Origin of the sequence: Kribbella sp. VKM Ac-2568, from assembly GCF_004345365.1 — a bacterium.
In the GTDB taxonomy this organism is placed as follows: Bacteria; Actinomycetota; Actinomycetes; order Propionibacteriales; family Kribbellaceae; genus Kribbella; species Kribbella orskensis.
Window position 1 is genome coordinate 184,668 of sequence record NZ_SLVF01000007.1, and the last position, 16,779, is coordinate 201,446.

18 protein-coding genes are annotated in these 16,779 nt (G+C 67.9%); 9 read left to right on the plus strand and 9 right to left on the minus strand.

Features of this window, described 5'->3' with window-relative positions; translation table 11 throughout:
* Nucleotides 1-13: 13 nt before the first annotated feature.
* From EV648_RS21680 to EV648_RS21695, 4 genes are all read right to left on the minus strand, one after another.
* Nucleotides 14-811, minus strand: a complete 798-nt coding sequence (locus EV648_RS21680; protein ID WP_241995452.1) for a hypothetical protein — start codon at nt 809-811, stop codon at nt 14-16.
* A gap of 165 nt (nt 812-976) precedes the next feature.
* Nucleotides 977-1,822, minus strand: coding sequence for a SigB/SigF/SigG family RNA polymerase sigma factor (locus EV648_RS21685; protein WP_132294656.1), 846 nt, complete (start codon nt 1,820-1,822; stop codon nt 977-979).
* Between the two features lie 100 nt (nt 1,823-1,922).
* Complete coding sequence (locus EV648_RS21690) at nt 1,923-3,143, minus strand: APC family permease (protein ID WP_132294659.1); 1,221 nt, start codon at nt 3,141-3,143, stop codon at nt 1,923-1,925.
* Between the two features lie 87 nt (nt 3,144-3,230).
* A complete protein-coding gene (locus EV648_RS21695) occupies nt 3,231-4,058 on the minus strand; it encodes an SAM-dependent methyltransferase (RefSeq protein WP_132294662.1) in 828 nt (275 codons plus the stop codon).
* A 530-nt stretch (nt 4,059-4,588) separates the two neighbouring features.
* On the opposite strand from EV648_RS21695, the gene EV648_RS21700 reads away from it, so the two are divergent.
* The gene (locus EV648_RS21700) at nt 4,589-4,822 is read left to right on the plus strand and encodes a DUF397 domain-containing protein (protein WP_132294665.1); all 234 of its coding nucleotides are present in this window, start codon (nt 4,589-4,591) and stop codon (nt 4,820-4,822) included.
* Between the two features lie 304 nt (nt 4,823-5,126).
* On the opposite strand, the gene EV648_RS21705 is transcribed toward EV648_RS21700, so the two are convergent.
* On the minus strand, nt 5,127-5,315 hold the full coding sequence (locus EV648_RS21705) for a hypothetical protein (protein ID WP_132294668.1): 189 nt from the start codon (nt 5,313-5,315) through the stop codon (nt 5,127-5,129).
* A 23-nt stretch (nt 5,316-5,338) separates the two neighbouring features.
* A complete protein-coding gene (locus EV648_RS21710; RefSeq protein ID WP_132294671.1) occupies nt 5,339-5,530 on the minus strand; it encodes a hypothetical protein in 192 nt (63 codons plus the stop codon).
* 509 nt (nt 5,531-6,039) lie between these two features.
* On the opposite strand from EV648_RS21710, the gene EV648_RS21715 reads away from it, so the two are divergent.
* Complete coding sequence (locus EV648_RS21715) at nt 6,040-6,912, plus strand: helix-turn-helix transcriptional regulator (protein ID WP_132295514.1); 873 nt, start codon at nt 6,040-6,042, stop codon at nt 6,910-6,912.
* Nucleotide 6,913: 1 nt separating this feature from the next.
* On the opposite strand, the gene EV648_RS21720 is transcribed toward EV648_RS21715, so the two are convergent.
* Nucleotides 6,914-7,540: a DUF2461 domain-containing protein gene (locus tag EV648_RS21720; RefSeq protein WP_132294674.1), complete on the minus strand. Its 627-nt coding sequence runs from the start codon at nt 7,538-7,540 to the stop codon at nt 6,914-6,916.
* Between the two features lie 55 nt (nt 7,541-7,595).
* Between EV648_RS21720 and EV648_RS21725 the strand changes: the two genes are divergently transcribed.
* Entirely contained in the window at nt 7,596-8,543 is a 948-nt protein-coding gene (locus EV648_RS21725) for an NAD-dependent epimerase/dehydratase family protein (protein WP_132294676.1), read from the plus strand.
* Nucleotide 8,544: 1 nt separating this feature from the next.
* Nucleotides 8,545-9,498, plus strand: a complete 954-nt coding sequence (locus EV648_RS21730; RefSeq protein ID WP_132294679.1) for a zinc-binding dehydrogenase — start codon at nt 8,545-8,547, stop codon at nt 9,496-9,498.
* 13 nt (nt 9,499-9,511) lie between these two features.
* Here the strand turns inward: EV648_RS21730 and EV648_RS21735 are convergent, their stop codons facing one another.
* Together EV648_RS21735 and EV648_RS21740 are read right to left on the minus strand one after the other, a co-directional pair.
* Nucleotides 9,512-10,681: an epoxide hydrolase family protein gene (locus EV648_RS21735; RefSeq protein ID WP_132294682.1), complete on the minus strand. Its 1,170-nt coding sequence runs from the start codon at nt 10,679-10,681 to the stop codon at nt 9,512-9,514.
* A gap of 163 nt (nt 10,682-10,844) precedes the next feature.
* Nucleotides 10,845-11,096: a hypothetical protein gene (locus tag EV648_RS21740; protein ID WP_241995453.1), complete on the minus strand. Its 252-nt coding sequence runs from the start codon at nt 11,094-11,096 to the stop codon at nt 10,845-10,847.
* A gap of 339 nt (nt 11,097-11,435) precedes the next feature.
* Here EV648_RS21740 and EV648_RS21745 point away from each other — a divergent pair, with 339 nt between their 5' ends.
* Genes EV648_RS21745 through EV648_RS21765 form a run of 5 tightly spaced genes read left to right on the plus strand, consistent with a single transcriptional unit; the run spans nt 11,436 to nt 16,778 of the window.
* The gene (locus EV648_RS21745; protein ID WP_132294688.1) at nt 11,436-12,644 is read left to right on the plus strand and encodes an ROK family transcriptional regulator; all 1,209 of its coding nucleotides are present in this window, start codon (nt 11,436-11,438) and stop codon (nt 12,642-12,644) included.
* Entirely contained in the window at nt 12,641-13,522 is an 882-nt protein-coding gene (locus EV648_RS21750) for a carbohydrate ABC transporter permease (RefSeq protein ID WP_132294691.1), read from the plus strand. Before EV648_RS21745 ends, EV648_RS21750 begins: the two co-directional genes overlap by 4 nt.
* The gene (locus EV648_RS21755; protein ID WP_132294694.1) at nt 13,515-14,375 is read left to right on the plus strand and encodes a carbohydrate ABC transporter permease; all 861 of its coding nucleotides are present in this window, start codon (nt 13,515-13,517) and stop codon (nt 14,373-14,375) included. The genes EV648_RS21750 and EV648_RS21755 overlap by 8 nt, the downstream gene beginning before the upstream one ends.
* Before the next feature lie 28 nt (nt 14,376-14,403).
* The gene (locus tag EV648_RS21760; RefSeq protein WP_132294697.1) at nt 14,404-15,654 is read left to right on the plus strand and encodes a sugar ABC transporter substrate-binding protein; all 1,251 of its coding nucleotides are present in this window, start codon (nt 14,404-14,406) and stop codon (nt 15,652-15,654) included.
* On the plus strand, nt 15,651-16,778 hold the full coding sequence (locus EV648_RS21765; protein ID WP_241995454.1) for a glycoside hydrolase family 15 protein: 1,128 nt from the start codon (nt 15,651-15,653) through the stop codon (nt 16,776-16,778). The genes EV648_RS21760 and EV648_RS21765 overlap by 4 nt, the downstream gene beginning before the upstream one ends.
* The last annotated feature ends 1 nt before the right edge of the window (nt 16,779 follow it).

Below are 16,779 nucleotides of genomic sequence, written 5' to 3' on the forward strand. Positions count from 1 at the left end.
CACCCGCGTGGGCTCAGCGTTCGCCGCGGCGGCCGTGGCGGTACGGGCGGCGCGATGGCGGAACGGCGGGGATGCGGCGGGCGGCGCGGGCAGCGCGGCGGTCGGCGTGGCCGGTGCCTTCGGCCCACGGCGTGACCGGCCGGGCCTCGTCGAGGTCGATCCGCTGCGGCGGCGGCGGAAGGTAGGCAGGCGGAGTGAGAGCCGGCACCGGCTCCGCGCGGCGACCGAGCTCCGCCTCGTCGTACATAGGCTCTTCCACCTGCTGGACCTGTACCGGCTTGGCGCGAGCGGCGGCTTCCTTGCTCACCCGCGGCTTCGGCCGGGCCAGCGCGGGCGGCGGCACATACTCCTTCTTCCTCTTCTTCGGCAGCTTGGTCTTGAGGTCGAGCCGGAGGCTGCGAATGAGGTTGCTGGTGGCAACGATCGTGATGGCGACGGACAGCACCGTGCAGCCGGCGAACAGGATCGCCCGGCCACCGGCCCCCCAGTCCGACGGCCCGGTCCGGCGCATCGCCGAGACCATCGCCACCACCACCACATTGGTGATGCCGACGGCAACGGTCGCGACGATCGTCCGGACCAGCACGCGGCGTTCCAGCTCGAGGTCGTCGGCGGCGGCCACCAACCCGGCGATCAGCCCGGCCAGCACCGGGATCGTGTAGACCGCCGCCAACGTCAGCCCCGGGCTCGCGACCAGGTAGAACACGTCGAAGACCAGCGCCGTGAGCGCCAGGGCCGCGGCGAAGCAGACCACCATCGGTGGGTAGGCCCGCACGATGGTCGCCGCGTCCGCCGGCAGCGTCCTGATCATCCTGAAGGGCAAAACGTCCAGTCTCCGTGGTCGATCGCTACTGAGACTTCTCATTCTGCCCGCATCCGGCGCGGTCCGGCACCACCCGGGCGGATGATTTGTTCAGTTGCCCTCGGCCACGGCGGCCGAGCCCGCTCGAGCACCGTCAAGCTATGTCACGCAGTTTCAGGCAACGGCCGGCATCGGGGACAACTTGTCCCGAAGCTCGTCGAGGATGCGGCGCAGCACCCGGGACACCTGCATCTGGCTGACACCGATGTCTTTGCCGATCTCCGACTGGGTCCAGCCCTCGATGAAGCGCAGATGCAGGATCCGCCGCTCCCGCGGGCCCAGGTCCTCCAGCACCGGCTGCAGCATGTCGACGGTCTCCAACTGATCGACCGACCTGTCGTTCTCGTCGGCCACCACGTCGGCCAGCGTGAGATCGGCGTCCACGTCGGACGGGCGATCCAGCGACAGCACGTTGAAGCAGCCCTTGGCCGCCATCGCCTGCTCCACCTCACCGGCCTCTACACCCAGGTGCTCGGCGATCTCGGCCGGAGTGGGTTCGCGGTTCAACTGTTGCTCCAGCACGGGGAGCTTGGCGGCGATCGTGCCCTGCATCTCCTGCAGCCGGCGCGGGATCCGGACGGTCCAGGCGCAGTCACGGAAGTACCGCTTCACCTCGCCGCGGATGGTCGGGATGGCGAACCCGATGAACGGTGTGTCCGCGTCCAGCCGGTAGTGGTGGGCCGCCTTGACCAGACCGAGGTAGGCGACCTGCTCGAGATCCTCCGCCTCGGCGCCCCGGCCGCGGAACCGACGGGCGATACCCCGGGCGATCTCGATGTTCAGCTCGATGACGGCCTCGAGCAGCTCCTGCCGCTCGAACTCGTCGGTGCTGGCTTCCCTGCGCTCCAGCAGTTCAATGGTGGCCGATTCCCTGGCGGCCCGTTCCTCGGCGGAGGAACACTGCGTCGGCACGGGCTCGGTGCTGGAGTGGAAAAGAACGGTGCTGATGGTGGAATTCATGGATTGACCTCGCGACGCATAGTCACGGCGTGGCACATCTCTGGACCACGGTCAAATACCTGACTACGCCCGTACCCCGATCCAGCTGGTTCATGCATCGTCACTGTCTGTGGCGTACCCCATAGAGAATCGCCCCCAGCAGCAGAACCGCCCCACCGGCGAAAACTGACGACCACGGCAGCGCGAACGCCAGCGTCAAACACCCCACCAGCCCAACCGCCGGTACTGCGCGCGGCGGCCGCCCTTCGTCCGGGCGGAGGGTAGCCGCGGACAGGTTGGCGATCGCGTAATAGAAGAGCACTCCGAAAGAGGAGAACCCGATCGCCTGACGGACATCCACCAGCGCAGCCAGTACTGCGACCACCGCCCCGACCGCGAGCTCGGCACGATGCGGGACCTGGTACTTCGGGTGGATCTCGGCAAGCGCGGTCGGCAGATGCCGGTCACGCGCCATCGCCAGCGTCGTCCGCGAAACCCCGAGGATCAGCGCGAGCAGGGAACCCAACGCCGCCACGGCCGCGCCAATCCTTGCCACCGGCACCAATTCCGGCGCACCCGCTTCCTGGACCGCGGCCGCCACCGCGTCAGGACTCGCCGCGAGCCGCTCGGGCCCGAGAACCACCAGCAGCGCCAAGGCCACTGCGACGTATGTGATCAGGGTGATCGCCAGCGCGAGCGGTACGGCTCGCGGGATCGTGCGGCCGGGATCACGAACCTCTTCGCCCAGAGTCGCGATCCGGGCATAGCCGGCGAAGGCGAAGAACAGCAACCCGGCCGCCTGGAGCACACCTCGGTACGTCGCGTCGCCACCGATCTCGAGGCGGCCGGGATCGGCGCTGCTAGAGGTCAGGCAGACGACCACGACCACGGCCAGGACCAGCAGGACGACGGCGACGATGATCCTGGTGAGCCAGGCCGCCTTCTGGATCCCGAAGTAGTTGAGTGCGGTCAGGGCAACGACCGCCGCGACAGCGACGGCGTGCGCCTGGTCAGGCCAGAGATAGGAACCGACCGTCAGAGCCATCGCCGCGCACGAGGCGATCTTGCCGACCACGAACGCCCAGCCGGCCAGGTACCCCCAGAACGGCCCGAGCCGCTCGCGGCCGTAGACATAGGTGCCGCCCGATGCAGGGTACCGCGCGGCGAGCCGCGCCGACGAGGTCGCGTTGCAGTAGGCAACTACCGCGGCCACCGCCAGGCCGATCAGCAAGCCCGACCCGGCCGCCTCGGCGGCCGGCGTGAAGGCGGCGAATACCCCCGCGCCGATCATCGACCCCAACCCGACGACGACCGCGTCCCTCAGCCCCAGCTGCCTGCGCATCTCCACCACGAAAGCAGTGGATCACGAGGACAACGAAAAGCGCGCGTCCCCGGAGGGTCGCGCGCTCTTCACTGTGCTGGAAGGGGGTCAGCCCTTCTTGGCGATCCCTGCCATCAGGATGCGCTGGTACGGCTGCAGGTCCTCGGCGTCGGGCACGTCGCCTTCCGGGTCCTCCGGGAACCAGCGGGCCAGGAAGTCCAGGCCCGGGGGCACCAGCGGCAGACCGAGGAAGTGCTGCTCGATCCGCTCCGGGGTCCGGATCCAGCCGTTGCCCAGGCTCTCGAGGCCGGCCTGCTCCATCGCCTTCTGCAGCGGCTCGCCGGTGTCGACGAAGTCGGTGATGAACAGGTAGCTGCCCGGGGCCAGCTCGTTCATGATCGTCCGGACCCACTCGTCCGGCTTCTCGTCGTCGTGGAAGTGCATGTGGATGCCGACGATCATCAGCGCGACCGGCCGGCTGTAGTCCAGGTGGTTCTTGATCTCCTCGTTGTCGAGGATGCTCTGCGGGTCGCGCAGATCCGCGGTGACGACGATGGTGCTGTTGTTCGTCGCCAGCAGCGCACGCCCGTGGGCGAGCACGATCGGGTCCTTGTCGACGTAGACCACCTTGGCGTCAGGGTTGATCTCCTGAGCCGCCTGGTGGGTGTTCTTCTGCGTCGGCAATCCGCTGCCGATGTCCAGGAACTGGTCGATCCCCGCTGCACGCACCAGGTACTGAACACCCTTGACGAGCGCCTCCCGGTTCTCGATCGCGCAGCGACCGGCGTCCGGGACGTACTTCAGATAGGTCGCCGCACCCTCGCGGTCGGCGGCGAAGTTGTCCTTACCACCGAGCAGGGCGTCGTAGACGCGCGCGATGGTGGGTTGGGAAGTGTCGAACTCCGGAGGAGCTTCCGGGCCGTCGGGAGTCGCCATCGGCGCAGCCTTTGTGTTGTAGGGAATCGATGCCGTCATCGTAGTGCACTCGCATACCAGTAGAAGTCCGGTGTGGCGCCGGCGGGAGTGTCCTGGCAGAGATTTGACGAAGCCTTGCGTGGTGCCTGATCTCTCAACTACGCAAGGGGTTCCGGAGTTACGCCCCGAACGTCCTGACATAACGATTCAATTCCGGTAGAGACCTGTTCCGCCGGTTCTCCGAGCAGCTTCGCCAGGTTCTTTCATCACCTCTCACCGGCCTGCTCCGGCACTTCCTCACCAGGCTCTCCGCCGACCCCTCGACCGGGCACCGCTGATCCGCGCGCGAGCCCCGTCACCCAGGGGTCCGCCGGCACCTCCCGACCGGTTCTGCTCCGGCTTCTGTCACCGAAAGCGACCGCCACGCCGGTCCTGAGCGGCACGCCAGCACGCTTCGTAAAGGACCGGACACCACGGCCTCCAACGTGTACGATGCAAATGCAAGCCCAAATGCACGTGCATATGCCAAAGACGTACGGAAGGTGCAGCTGATGACTGCTGTCTACAACGGCATGCCCGGCGACTCGATGAGCGAGCTGACCTGGCGGAAGAGTCAGCGGAGTGGCCCGAACGGCAACTGCGTAGAGGTAGCGAAGCTTCCCGGTGGCGGTGTGGCGATGCGGAACTCGCGTCACACGGACGGACCGGCGCTGGTCTTCACCAAGGCCGAGATCGAGGCATTCCTCGGCGGCGTTCAAGACGGGGAGTTCGACGACCTCGCCTAGAGAGTTTCCGGAAGGCAAGAGGCCCCTTCACCAGGCGAGTGGTGAGGGGGCCTCTTAACGTCTGCGACCGCCCGGCAGCGGCCCCAGGAAATACAGCCGACCGCCGGGAACGACGAAGGCCGGCCTTCCGCTAGAAGGCCGGCCTCGACCGGTACTGCGCTCCGCGACGCGAGGCTTTCCCTGGCGCCCGCGCCGCGGCCTAGGACTAGTGGGACATCACTAGTGGCAGGGCTCGCTCTCCTGCACTCTCAAGAGCAGTACTCCTTACCGAAGCGGCTCTATTACTACCGAGCCGCCCCGGACATCACTGGACCGTCAGCGGCCAGAGTTGTTCGCTGGGAAGCTCCGAGGCCGCATTCGGGGCGGCGGCGCTGTCCACGGTGATGCGCAGACCGGTGAACTTGGGCGTCATCACCCGCTGGTAGCGCGACGCCCGATCCGGCTCCGCGACGTACTCGGCGATCAGGTGGTCGCCCAACCAGATCCGCACCATTTTTCGGCCTCCTCGATCGGTGTTCATCCCAGGCTCACGATCGGATCCCCGTCGAGATGACGGACGCCGCGAAGCCAGCCTTCGAAGGCCCAGCGCTGCTGCTCGGGGCAGCGCGCCACCAGGTCCTGGATCTCCCGTTCGGTCAGCTCGTCCGGGGCACGCTCGCCACTGGTGTCGGCGACGTACTCGACGGGCTCGGTGTCGTGGTTGCTCATCGACTCGGGTTCCCCAACCAGTCATGCCGGCGGTACCGCGCCGACGGATCTGTGGACCGGCCTGCTGATCACACGATGTCACTATTCGCGAGATTCAGCTCACCTTCTGTGCATGAAGCAATCATGGCGGTCGCACGATACGAATGCAAGCGCCCGATGCACGTGCATTCGCACGTTTTTCAGTTGTGACCATCGGGACGGCCTCTGAGCGTGCCGAAACCGCCGATCTGAGTCTCGAACCTGCCGATCTAGCTGACCGGGAAGCGATTTCCGCATCCGCGAGCCCGGCCGTGCGGGTCCGGTCCGGCTGAAGTGCACCCGATCGGGCACTCACACAGAGTCACGAAGAGGCCGATTCGGCTGGCATCGATGCCACCCGGGTGTGCCGGTGGACCGGAAATGCGATACCTATGTAAGAACTTCGACAGATCGCGGTCTCGACGTGCGATGATTTGGTCGGGGTGGGCAGACACCTGCCGTGGATTCGAGCTGGGGCGTCGGAGGTGAGTGTGACGGAGTCGGGCGCTCAGAGCGGGCCGACCGCGCTTCGCATCATTCTCGGAGCGCACTTGCGGCGGATGCGCGAGGCGGCCGGGATCACCCGGTCCGACGCGGGGTGGGAGATCCGCTCGTCGGAGTCCAAGGTCAGCCGGATGGAGCTGGGCCGGGTCGGGTTCAAGGAACGCGACGTCCGCGACCTCCTGACGCTGTACGGACTGGACGACGGGGAAGAGCGCGACCGCTTGATGGCGCTCGCGCGCGACGCGAACAACCCCGGCTGGTGGCACCGCTTCGGCGACGTGCTGCCCAGCTGGTTCCACTCCTACCTCGGCCTCGAGGCCGCCGCCCAGCTGATCCGTACCTATGAGCTGCAGTTCGTGCCCGGCCTCTTGCAGACCCAGGAGTACGTGCGAGCCGTCGTCCAGCTCGGCCGCGGGCTGATCCCGGCCGAAGAGGTCGAGCGCCGCGTCTCCCTGCGGGTCAGCCGGCAGGAGGTGCTGACCAGGCCGAACCCGGTCCGCCTCTGGGCCGTGGTGGACGAGTCGGTGCTGCGTCGGCCGATCGGTGGCGTCAAGGCGATGCGGGTCCAGCTCGAGGCGCTGATCGAGGCGACGCACATCCCGCACGTGACGCTGCAGGTGATGCCGTTCGACTCCGGTGGCCACGCGGCCACCGGTGGTGCGTACAGCATCCTGCGTTTCCCGGAGCAGGACCTGCCGGACATCGTCTACATCGAGCACCTGACCAGCGCGCTCTACCTGGACAAGCTCGAGGACCTGGACCAGTACACGGCCACCATGGAGGCGCTCTGCGTCGCCGCTCCCCCGCCGAGCAAGACCCGCGACATCCTGGCCGGCATCCTGCACGACTTCGACAGCTGACTCAGGCGTTGGCGGCGATCCAGTCGAGGAACGGCCCGGTGGCGCGCCAGTCGCGGCGGATCTGGTCGACCAGCTCGTGTGAGTGGATGATCGGCTCGAAGCCGTAGGACCGGCCCAGCGTCATCGACTTGTGCCGGAGCAGGTCGATCCGCGGATGCTCGGCGTCGTACCCGCGCGGTGTCGTCTTCAGCTTGTCGCCGCCGAGCGTCCAGCCGTCCGTCTGCAGATCCGCGAGCAGCTTCTCCAGTTCGGAACCGCGCCGCTCGTCGTCGATCGCCGTACGGATCCGCGCCAGGCGGTCGGACGGCGCCTCGTAGAAGCCGGCGCCGACGCGCACCCCGGGCGCCGAGATCTGGACGTACCAGCCGGTCGAGGGACCGAGGTCGATGAACGCGCCCTGGTGCGTCTTGTACGGCGTCTTGTCCTTGGCGAAGCGGACGTCGCGGTACGGGCGGAACATCTTGGCCGTGCCGAACTCCTCCTCGAGCTCCGCGAGCAGCGCTGCCATCGGTGCGCGGACCGACTCCTCGTACACCTGCTTGTGCGCCGTCCAGAACGTCTTGGTGTTGTCCATCTCCAGGTCGTCGTAGAAGTCCAGGGCGGCCGTCGGGAAACCGGTAAAGCTCATGCGGTCACGATAGTTCGCTGAGCCGGCCCGGATCTCGCGGCCTAGGGTGGTGGGCATGCGCACAGTCGTCGTCGGCGGTACCGGTCATATCGGTAGCTATCTGGTTCCGGAGCTCGTGCAGGCGGGCCATGAGGTGGTCGTCCTCAGCCGGGGGCAGCGATTGCCGTACCGGGCGAGCTCGACCTGGCGGCAGGTCGAGCTGCAGACCGTGGACCGGGCGGCCGAAGATGCGGCCGGCACGTTCGCCGCGCGGATCCGCGACCTGCGGGCGGACGTGGTGATCGACCTGATCTGTTTCACCGAGGACAGCGCCCGGCAACTGGGTGATGCGCTGCGCGGCGAGGTGCGGCACTTCCTGCACTGCGGCACGATCTGGGTGCACGGGCCGAGTGCATCCGTACCGACCCGTGAGGACGCGCCCCGGACGCCGTTCGGCGAGTACGGCATCGCCAAGGCCGCGATCGAGCGCTACCTGTTGAATCTCGACGGCCTGCCCGCGACCGTGATCCACCCGGGACACATCAGCGGACCCGGCTGGGCGCCCGTCAACCCTGCCGGTCACCTCGACCTCGCCGTCTTCGAGACGCTTGCGCAAGGCAACGAACTGGCGCTGCCCAACCTCGGGCTCGAGACCGTCCAGCACGTGCATGCCGCCGACGTGGCCGGCGTCTTCCTGGCCGCGATGGCGAACCGGTCCGTCGCGATCGGCGAGAGCTTCCACGCCGTCGCCGACGGCGCGCTGACGCTTCGCGGGTACGCCGAGGGCGTGGCGAGGTGGTTCGGCCGCGAGCCCCGGCTGATGTTCCTCCCCTGGGAGGAGTGGACGGAGACCGTGTCCGAACAGGACGCCCAGACCACCCGCGACCACATCGCCCACAGCCCCCACTGCTCGATGGAGAAGGCGTCCCGCTTGCTCGGCTTCCGCCCTGGCCACTCCGCCCTGAGCACCACACTCGAGGCGATCGCCTGGCTGGTGGACAACGGCAAGATCAAGGTCGCCTGAAATGCGCGCCATTCAGGTCAGCCGGTTCGGTGGTCCCGAGGTGCTCGTCCTGAGCGAGGTCCCCGCGCCTGTAGCGTCAGCAGACCGGCTCCTGGTCGAGGTCGCCGCAGCCGGCGTCAACTATGCGGACACGCACCGTACCGACGGCACCTACCGGGCCACTCCGAAGCTCCCGTTCATCCCAGGCACCGAGGTCGTGGGCCGTACTCCGGACGGCCGCCGGGTGCTCGCGCCGATCTTCGAGGGCGGCGGGTACGCCGAAGCCGCGGTGATCTCGGCGGCTGACGCGGTCGAGGTACCGGAGCAGGTGGGTGACGGCGAGGCGCTGACGTTGCTCGTCCAGGGACTGACCGCCTGGCACGTACTCCGGAGCAGCGCGCGCCTGCTGCCCGGCGAGTCGGTCCTGGTCAACGCTGCCGCGGGTGGCGTGGGATCCCTCGCGGTGCAACTGGCGCGGCACTTCGGCGCGGCCCGGGTGATCGCGGCTGCATCCACTGCGGCGAAGCGCGACCTCGCAATCAGCCTCGGTGCCGATGCCGCCGTCGACAGTGACGTCCAGGGCTATCGCGAGCGAGTCCTTGCCGCCAACGAGGGACGCCCGGTGGATGTGGTACTGGAGTCCACTGGTGGCCCGGCGGTCGAGGCGGCGCTGGGGGTGTTGGCCGGGTTCGGCCGATTGATCAGTTATGGCAACGCCGGAAGGCACGAGCACCGGCCGCAGATCGACCCCAGTGCACTTGCCGACGGCAACCTGATCGTGGGCGGCTTCTGGCTCCGGCCGGCACTCGAGCTCCCCGGTGCCTACCGCGAGCCGTTGACCGAGCTCCTGGAACTGACCGCGACCGGCGTACTCCGGCCGCTCGTAGGAGCGGAGTACGCGCTGGCCGACGCGCGAAAGGCGCACGAGGACCTGCTCGCCCGGCGGACGACCGGCAAGCTCGTTCTGCGCCCCTGAGTCAGCGCAAGGTTCAGCGTAGCGTTCGGAAGAAGGCGCGGATGTCTTCGACGAGGACGTCGGGGACCTCCATTGCGGGGAAATGGCCGCCGTGTGGGTATGAGGTCCAGCGGGTGATGTTGTTCGTACGGTCGACGATGTGGCGGAGCGGGATGAAGTTGTCGTGGGCGAAGTCGGCGAGCGCGGTCGGGGTGGCGGAGGGCTCGATCGGCTTGCCCCAGTAGTCCGCGTGCGCGCGCTCGTAGTAGATCCGCGCGGCCGATCCGGCGGTCCCGGTCAGCCAGTAGAGCATCACGTTGGTGAGCATCTGGTCGCGGTCGACCGCCTCCTCCGGACGCTCGACGGAATCCGTCCACTCCTTGAACTTCTCCACGATCCAGGCAAGCTGGCCGACCGGGGAGTCCGTCAGCGCATAGGACAACGTCTGCGGCCGGGTCATCTGCAGGTCGGCGTACCCCTGCCGATCCTTGACCCACGCCTCGTACCGCCGCCACGAAGCGATCGTGCGTTCGCGCTCCGACGGTTCCAGCGGCGCCAGCTCGTCTTCCGTCGGCTCTGCGGTCGCCCCTGCGCCGGGGATCAGATTCAGGTGTACTCCGACGACGCGCTCGGGATGGATCCGCCCGAGCTCCCGCAGGATCCCCGCGCCCCAATCACCACCCTGTACGCCGTACCGGTCGTGGCCGAGGCGATCCATCAGCTCGGCGAAGGCGCGGGCGACTCGCAGGAGCTCCCAGCCGGTCTCCCGCGTGGGCCCGGACAGGCCGAAGCCCGGGATGCTCGGGATCACGAGGTGGAACGCGTCCGCCGGGTCGCCGCCGTACGCGCGCGGGTTCGACAGCGGGCCGGCGACCTGCTGGACTTCCACGATCGACCCGGGCCAGCCGTGGCTGATGAGCAGCGGGGTGGCGTCCGGCTCGGGCGATCGCAGGTGCGCGAAGTGCACGGTCGCACCATCGATCGTGGTGGTGAACTGCGGCCAGTCATTGAGCTTCGCCTCTTCCGCCCGCCAGTCGTACTCGTCCCGCCAGTACGCCACGAGCTCCTTCAGGTAGTCGCGCGGAACGCCGTAGCTCCACCCGACTCCGGGCAACTCGTCCGGCCACCGCACCCGGTCAAGCCTGGCGTGCAGATCGTCGAGCTCGGGTTGGGGAATGTCGAGACGAAACGGTTCGATGGTCATCGCGACTACCTTGCCTCAGAGTCGTCATCCGCCGCAGACAATTTCCTCCCGACCGCGTCCGGCCGGAGACACTTCAGTCGAGGATGACCATCAGAGCCTCGAAGCCGATGGCGGTGCGGCTCGAGTGCCCGCCACCGCTCCTGGTAGTTCGACCTCGTCGCGGTCAGACCCGGATGCGGTCGCGGAGGACCTTGATGGCGAGAGCGGTCGCCAGGCAGAGGGCGCCGGCGACCATGACCAGCGTCACGATGGTGGACGAGCTGTTCAGCCGGCCGTCACACGCCATCGGGGTGATACCGGCGGCCGGCTGGAACACCGAACCGCAGTTCGTCCCCGCGGCCGAGATCGACCGGAAGCCGAGCGCCAGGCCGCCCAGCAGCAGAACCACTCCCGCGACCGCCAGAATCTTGTTCACCGTCGTCACGCTGACGCCGGCTTCCGCGGGCATGCCGACGGCACGACCCGACTGCCCCGTTGCACTTCGCTCACTCCTGACTTCGACTGACACCTCTCTGAACTTACGGTTCTCAGCCCTCCGGGCCACATCCACAGAGCCGTCAGCAGCGAATCTTCACACAGTCCTTACTCAGGACATACTTCCGCGTGACGATCGTCTCAAACCCCACGACCGTTGGTGACAGTGGCATCACTGTGCCACGACGCCGACCCGCCGGCCGACTCTTGACAGCGACTGTGGCGGGGCTTACTTTTCTACTAAATTTAGTGCCGAAGTAAGTTTCCGAGGAGCGTGCTCGTGGTCAACTCCCCAGGTCCGATCCCCCGCGGCGATCTGGTGCCGTCGGGAATCGTCGGGTTGCTGGGCACCCAGGGCCCGACCTCGCGGACCGAGATCGCCCGCGCCCTCGGCCTCAGCCCGGCCACCGTCACCCAGGTCACCAAGGACCTGATCGCGCGGGGCCTGGTCGAGGAACTCGAGTCCGTGCCGTCGAAGGGTGGCCGGCCGGCCCGGCTGCTCGGCCTCGTCACCGACGCGGGTGTCGCACTCGGCGCCAAGGTGACCGCCGACCACGTCGCCGTCGTCACCGTCGAACTGGACGGCACGGTGCGGTCGTCGGTGGAGCACGAGTACGACCCGACCGCCGAGGACGCGATCGGCCGGTTGAGCCAGATCCTGGCCGAGGAGATCGCCGAGCTCGACGATCGCCTGCTCGGGGTCGGCGTCGGCGTACCGGGCTCGGTCGACTCGCAGGCGTCCGGCATCGTCGACGCCCCCACGCTCGGCTGGCAGGCGGCTCCGGTCGGACCGGCCCTGCGCGCGGCGATCGGGACCCCGGTTCTGGTCGACAACGACGTCAACACCCTGGCCGCCGCCGAACGGCTGTACGGGATCGGGCGGGACCACTCGGCGTACCTGGTGGTCACGATCGGGCGTGGTATCGGCTGCGGCATCGTCGTGGACGGCGGCATCTACCGCGGCGCGAACGGCGGCGCCGGCGAGATCGGGCACATCCCGAGCTGGCACCCCGTCGGCGACGAGCCGCCCTGCACCTGCGGCTCGACGGGTTGTCTGGAGGCCTACATCGGCGCCGCCGGACTGGTCCGGACCGGCCGGGGCCGTGCGGTGATCGGCCCTCGCGGCACCCTTTCCACCTTGTTGCAGGCAGCAACGACCGGGGACGGCAAGGCACAGCAGATCTTCGAGGAGGCCGGCGCGATGCTCGGACGGGCGCTGGCCGGCGTGATCCACACGGTCGACCCCGAGGTGGTCGTCCTGATGGGTGAAGGGGTAGACGGATGGGATTTCTGGCAGACCGGGTTCGAGCCGTCGTTCCGGCGATCGTTGCTACCGGCCCGCAAAGAGGTACCGGTCGTGGTGGAACCGTGGACGGAGGATCAGTGGGCCCGCGGGGCCGCGTCACTGGTGCTGTCGTCCCCGTTCGACTCCGCCGGGAACGGCGGCGAGCAGAGCCGCCTGGTCCGGGCCAAGCTCGGCGCCAGATGAGCCGACCCGCGAGGTGGAGGAACCTCGGCTGGGTGCTGTTCTTCCTGCTGCCGAGCGCGATCCCGCTGTTCGTCTTCACGCTGGTCCCGATGGTCTCCTCGCTCTGGGTGAGCCTGCACAGGTGGAATCTGATCTCCCCGATGGAATGGGTGGGGCTGAGCAACTACTCGAACCTGCTCACTGACCCGATGACGCGCCGCGTCTTCCTGCACACCCTGATCTACGTGGTCGGCTACCTGCCGATCGTGTACGCCGGTGGGCTGGCTCTCGCGCTGGCGCTGAACCAGAGGCTCAAGGGACGCGCGTTCCTGCGCGCGACGTACTTCCTCCCGGTGGTGACCAGTTGGGTGGTGGTCGCGCTCGTCTGGAAGTGGTTGCTCAATCCAACGAACGGCCTGGTCAACCAGGTGCTCGGGGCCATCGGGCTGCCGGAGCCGGGCTGGTGGACCGACCCGCACTGGGCACTGCCCGCCGTGATCCTGTCGTCGGCCTGGAAGGACCTCGGCTTCGTCATGGTGATCCTGCTCGCGGGTCTGCAGTCCATCCCGGGCGACCTGTACGAAGCGGCCAAGGTGGACGGATCGAACGCGTGGCAGAGGTTCTGGCGGGTCACCCTGCCGCTGTTGTCACCCTCGACCTTCTTCGTGGTGGTGATCTCGTTGATCAACGGGTTTCAGGTGTTCGACCAGGTCTACGTGATGACCGCCGGCGGCCCGGCGGGGTCGAGCCAGGTGGTGGTCGGGCAGATCTACGACCTGACCTTCCGCTACGGCCGTGCGGGTGAGGCCTCCGCGCTCTCCTGGATCCTGTTCGCGCTGATCCTCGTCATCACCGTGGTCCAGATCCGCGGCCAGCGCCGGTGGGTGCACTATGCATGACAGCCGGCGCCGGAGCACGCAGTACAGCGGTCCTGAAACGCGGTCGCTGACCGCCAGGCTCGCCCTGTACGCCGCTGTGCTGGTGGGCGCCGCGATCATGCTCTTCCCGTTCTTGTGGACGGTGATCACCTCGATCACTCCTGAGGGATCGTTGGCCGACGGCCCGACGCTGATCGTCGACAACCCGACGCTCGGCGCCTACCGGACGCTGGTGGACGCGCTGCCGATCTGGCGGATCGTTCTGAACTCACTCGGGGTCGCCGTCGCCTCCACCGCGTTCCAGCTCGTCACCGGGTCGATGGCGGCGTACGGGTTCGCGCGGTTGCACTTCCCGTTGAAGAACGTGGTGTTCGGGTTCTACCTGGCCACCCTGATGGTGCCGCTGCAGGTGCTCGTCGTCCCCCTCTTCATCGAGATGAAGACGCTGAACCTGCAGGACACGTACTTCGCCCTGCTGGCGCCGACGATCGCCTCGGCGTTCGGGGTGTTCCTGCTCCGGCAGGCCGTCAGCGCCGTACCGCTGGAACTGGACGAGGCGGCCACCATCGACGGCGCGGGGCATCTGCGCATCTTCACCACCATCGTGCTGCCACTGATCCGGCCGGCGCTCGCGACCGTCGCGGTGTTCGCCTTCATGGGCAGCTGGAACAGCTTCCTCTGGCCGCTCGTCGTGATCCGGTCGCCGGAGTTCATGACGCTTCCGCTGGGTCTGTCCACTCTGCAGGGCCAGTTCACCACCCAGTGGGACGTCGTGATGGCGGGCTCGGTCGTCTCGATCGTGCCCATCGCCATCGTCTATCTGCTCGCGCAGCGCCACATCATCGCCGGTGTGGCCCATACAGGAATCAAGTAAGGCCCGGCATCAAGTGAGGGGAACAATCATGCGTCTACTCAAGTTCGGAGCGATCGGCGTGACCGCCGCGCTCGCACTGACGGCCTGCGGGCAGGGCTCGGCAACCAAGGAAGTCGCGGCGCCGGAAGGCAAGTCCGTCGTGCGCTACCTGAACTTCTCCAGCAACGACGGCCACGAGAAGGACCTGACGGCGATCGTCAACGCCTTCCAGACCGCCAACCCGAACATCACCGTCCAGGTCGAGACGGTGCCGTACGCCAACTACTTCACGAAGTTGCAGACCGCTGTCGCTGGTGGCACCGCGGCCGACGCCTTCGAGCTGAACTACGAGAACTTCGTGACGTACGCGAAGAACGGCTCGCTCGCCGAGCTCAAGGACGTCGACTCGGCCGCGTACAAGAAGTCCCTGTACGACGCGTTCACCTCCGACGGCAAGCAGTACGGCGTACCGGAGTCGTTCTCCAACGTGGTGCTCTTCTACAACAAGGCCCTCTTCAAGAAGGCGGGCGTGGCGGGGCCGACGGCCGAGTGGACCTGGAAGGACGAGCAGGCCGCGGCCGCCAAGCTGACCGACAAGGGCGCCAAGGTCTGGGGTGACTACCAGCCCGTCTCGTACAACGAGTTCTACAAGGTGCTCGCGCAGAACGGTGGCGAGTTCCTGAACGCGGATCGGACCGAGGCGACCTTCAACTCCCCGCAGGGCGTCGAGGCGGCGAAGTTCCTGATCGACAAGGTCGGCAAGACGATGCCGACCGAGGCCGACGGCGCCGGCACCCCGGACTTCGACTCCAAGCTGTTCAAGTCCGGCAAGCTCGCGATGTGGCACACCGGCATCTGGATGTTCGCCGGGATGGCCGACGCGCCGTTCGACTGGGACGTCGCGGTCGAGCCGGGCAACACCCAGAAGGCCTCCGCGATGTTCGTCAACGGACTCGTCGTCTCGGCCGCGTCGAAGAACGCCGAGGCCGCGCAGAAGTGGGTCACCTTCCTGGCTTCCTCCGACGAGACCACCAAGACCCGGCTGGCGACCTCGTGGGAGTTGCCGCCGGTCGCCGACGAAGCCAAGCTGGCGCCGTACCTGGACCAGCCGAAGCCGGCCAACCGTGAGGCCGTCTTCACCGCGCTGGAGGACACTGTGCTGCCGCCGGTGATCGAGCGCCAGCAAGAGATGCAGGACCTCGTCACCACCGAGCTCACCTCCGCGGCCGCCGGCCGGAAGCCGGTCGAGAAGGCCCTCGCCGATGCCCAGACCAAGGTGAACGGCCTGCTCAAGAAGTGACCGACCCGATGATCACCTCCGCCCCGGACCTGACCGAACTGACCCGCCTCCGCGAGCTGGTCCGGCAAAGCCACGCCGTCATCACCGAGCACCAGGATGCCGGCGGGGCGTATCCCGCCGCGCCGACCTTCTCGGCGTACCGGGGCTATGCCTGGCTGCGGGACGGCTCGTTCACGGCCGAAGGAGTATCCCGATACGGCGATGTCACCTCGGCCGGGCGGTTCCACGACTGGGTGGACGGCGTACTGCGTCGTCGCCGCGCGCAGGTGGACGACCTGCGCGCGGCGCTCGGCCGGGGCGAGGTGCCGTCGAACGAGGCGATGCTGCCGACCAGGTTCACCTTCGCCGGGGACGACGGATCCGATCCGTGGTGGGACTTCCAGACCGACGGGTACGGCCTGTGGCTGTGGTCGGTGGTCACCCACGCAACGCGGTACGGGCTGGACCTGTCGCGGTGGCGGGCGGGGATCGACGTGGCGGTGGACTATCTGGTCGCGTTCTGGGACCGGCCTTGTTACGACTGGTGGGAGGAGCACGTCGAGCATCGACATGTCTCCACCCTGGGGGCGATCTACGGCGGACTGGTTGCGATCGCACCGCATACTTCGGCGCCCGTGCTGGAGATTGCCGAGCGCATCCGTCGCCTGGTGGTTGCGGAGGGCATCGAGGACGCGCATTTGACCAAGTGGCTGGGTGATTCGGCGGTGGACGGGTCGTTGCCCTCATGCATCGTTCCGTTCGGGCTGGTTGCCCCGGGCTCCGACGTCGCGAGTGAGACGCTCGCGGCAGTGGCCCGGGATCTGGATGTCGACGGCGGGGTGCATCGGTTCACCGCGGACGTGTTCTACGGCGGTGGGCAGTGGATCCTGTTGTCCGCGTTGCTCGGGTGGAACCTGGCCGCGGCCGGCGACACCTCGGGCGGACTTCGCCACCTGAGGTGGATCGCCGCCCAGGCGGACGAACACGGCGACCTGCCCGAGCAGGTCCCGCACCACCTGCTGCACCCCGGCTCGCGTGACGAGTGGATCGCGCGCTGGGGGTCCGTGGCGAGCCCGTTGCTCTGGTCCCACGGCATGTACCTGATCCTCGCCGACGAACTCGGCATCACCGACAGGATTGACTGAC

Bases quoted from the DNA above. Each gene is read 5' to 3' on its own strand.
- EV648_RS21680 (WP_241995452.1), bottom strand. From the start codon at position 811: ATGATCAGGACGCTGCCGGCGGACGCGGCGACCATCGTGCGGGCCTAC.
- EV648_RS21685 (WP_132294656.1), bottom strand. From the start codon at position 1,822: ATGAATTCCACCATCAGCACCGTTCTTTTCCACTCCAGCACCGAGCCC.
- EV648_RS21690 (WP_132294659.1), bottom strand. From the start codon at position 3,143: ATGCGCAGGCAGCTGGGGCTGAGGGACGCGGTCGTCGTCGGGTTGGGG.
- EV648_RS21695 (WP_132294662.1), bottom strand. From the start codon at position 4,058: ATGGCGACTCCCGACGGCCCGGAAGCTCCTCCGGAGTTCGACACTTCC.
- EV648_RS21700 (WP_132294665.1), top strand. From the start codon at position 4,589: ATGACTGCTGTCTACAACGGCATGCCCGGCGACTCGATGAGCGAGCTG.
- EV648_RS21705 (WP_132294668.1), bottom strand. From the start codon at position 5,315: ATGGTGCGGATCTGGTTGGGCGACCACCTGATCGCCGAGTACGTCGCG.
- EV648_RS21710 (WP_132294671.1), bottom strand. From the start codon at position 5,530: ATGAGCAACCACGACACCGAGCCCGTCGAGTACGTCGCCGACACCAGT.
- EV648_RS21720 (WP_132294674.1), bottom strand. From the start codon at position 7,540: ATGAGCTTTACCGGTTTCCCGACGGCCGCCCTGGACTTCTACGACGAC.
- EV648_RS21725 (WP_132294676.1), top strand. From the start codon at position 7,596: ATGCGCACAGTCGTCGTCGGCGGTACCGGTCATATCGGTAGCTATCTG.
- EV648_RS21730 (WP_132294679.1), top strand. From the start codon at position 8,545: ATGCGCGCCATTCAGGTCAGCCGGTTCGGTGGTCCCGAGGTGCTCGTC.
- EV648_RS21735 (WP_132294682.1), bottom strand. From the start codon at position 10,681: ATGACCATCGAACCGTTTCGTCTCGACATTCCCCAACCCGAGCTCGAC.
- EV648_RS21750 (WP_132294691.1), top strand. From the start codon at position 12,641: ATGAGCCGACCCGCGAGGTGGAGGAACCTCGGCTGGGTGCTGTTCTTC.
- EV648_RS21755 (WP_132294694.1), top strand. From the start codon at position 13,515: ATGCATGACAGCCGGCGCCGGAGCACGCAGTACAGCGGTCCTGAAACG.
- EV648_RS21760 (WP_132294697.1), top strand. From the start codon at position 14,404: ATGCGTCTACTCAAGTTCGGAGCGATCGGCGTGACCGCCGCGCTCGCA.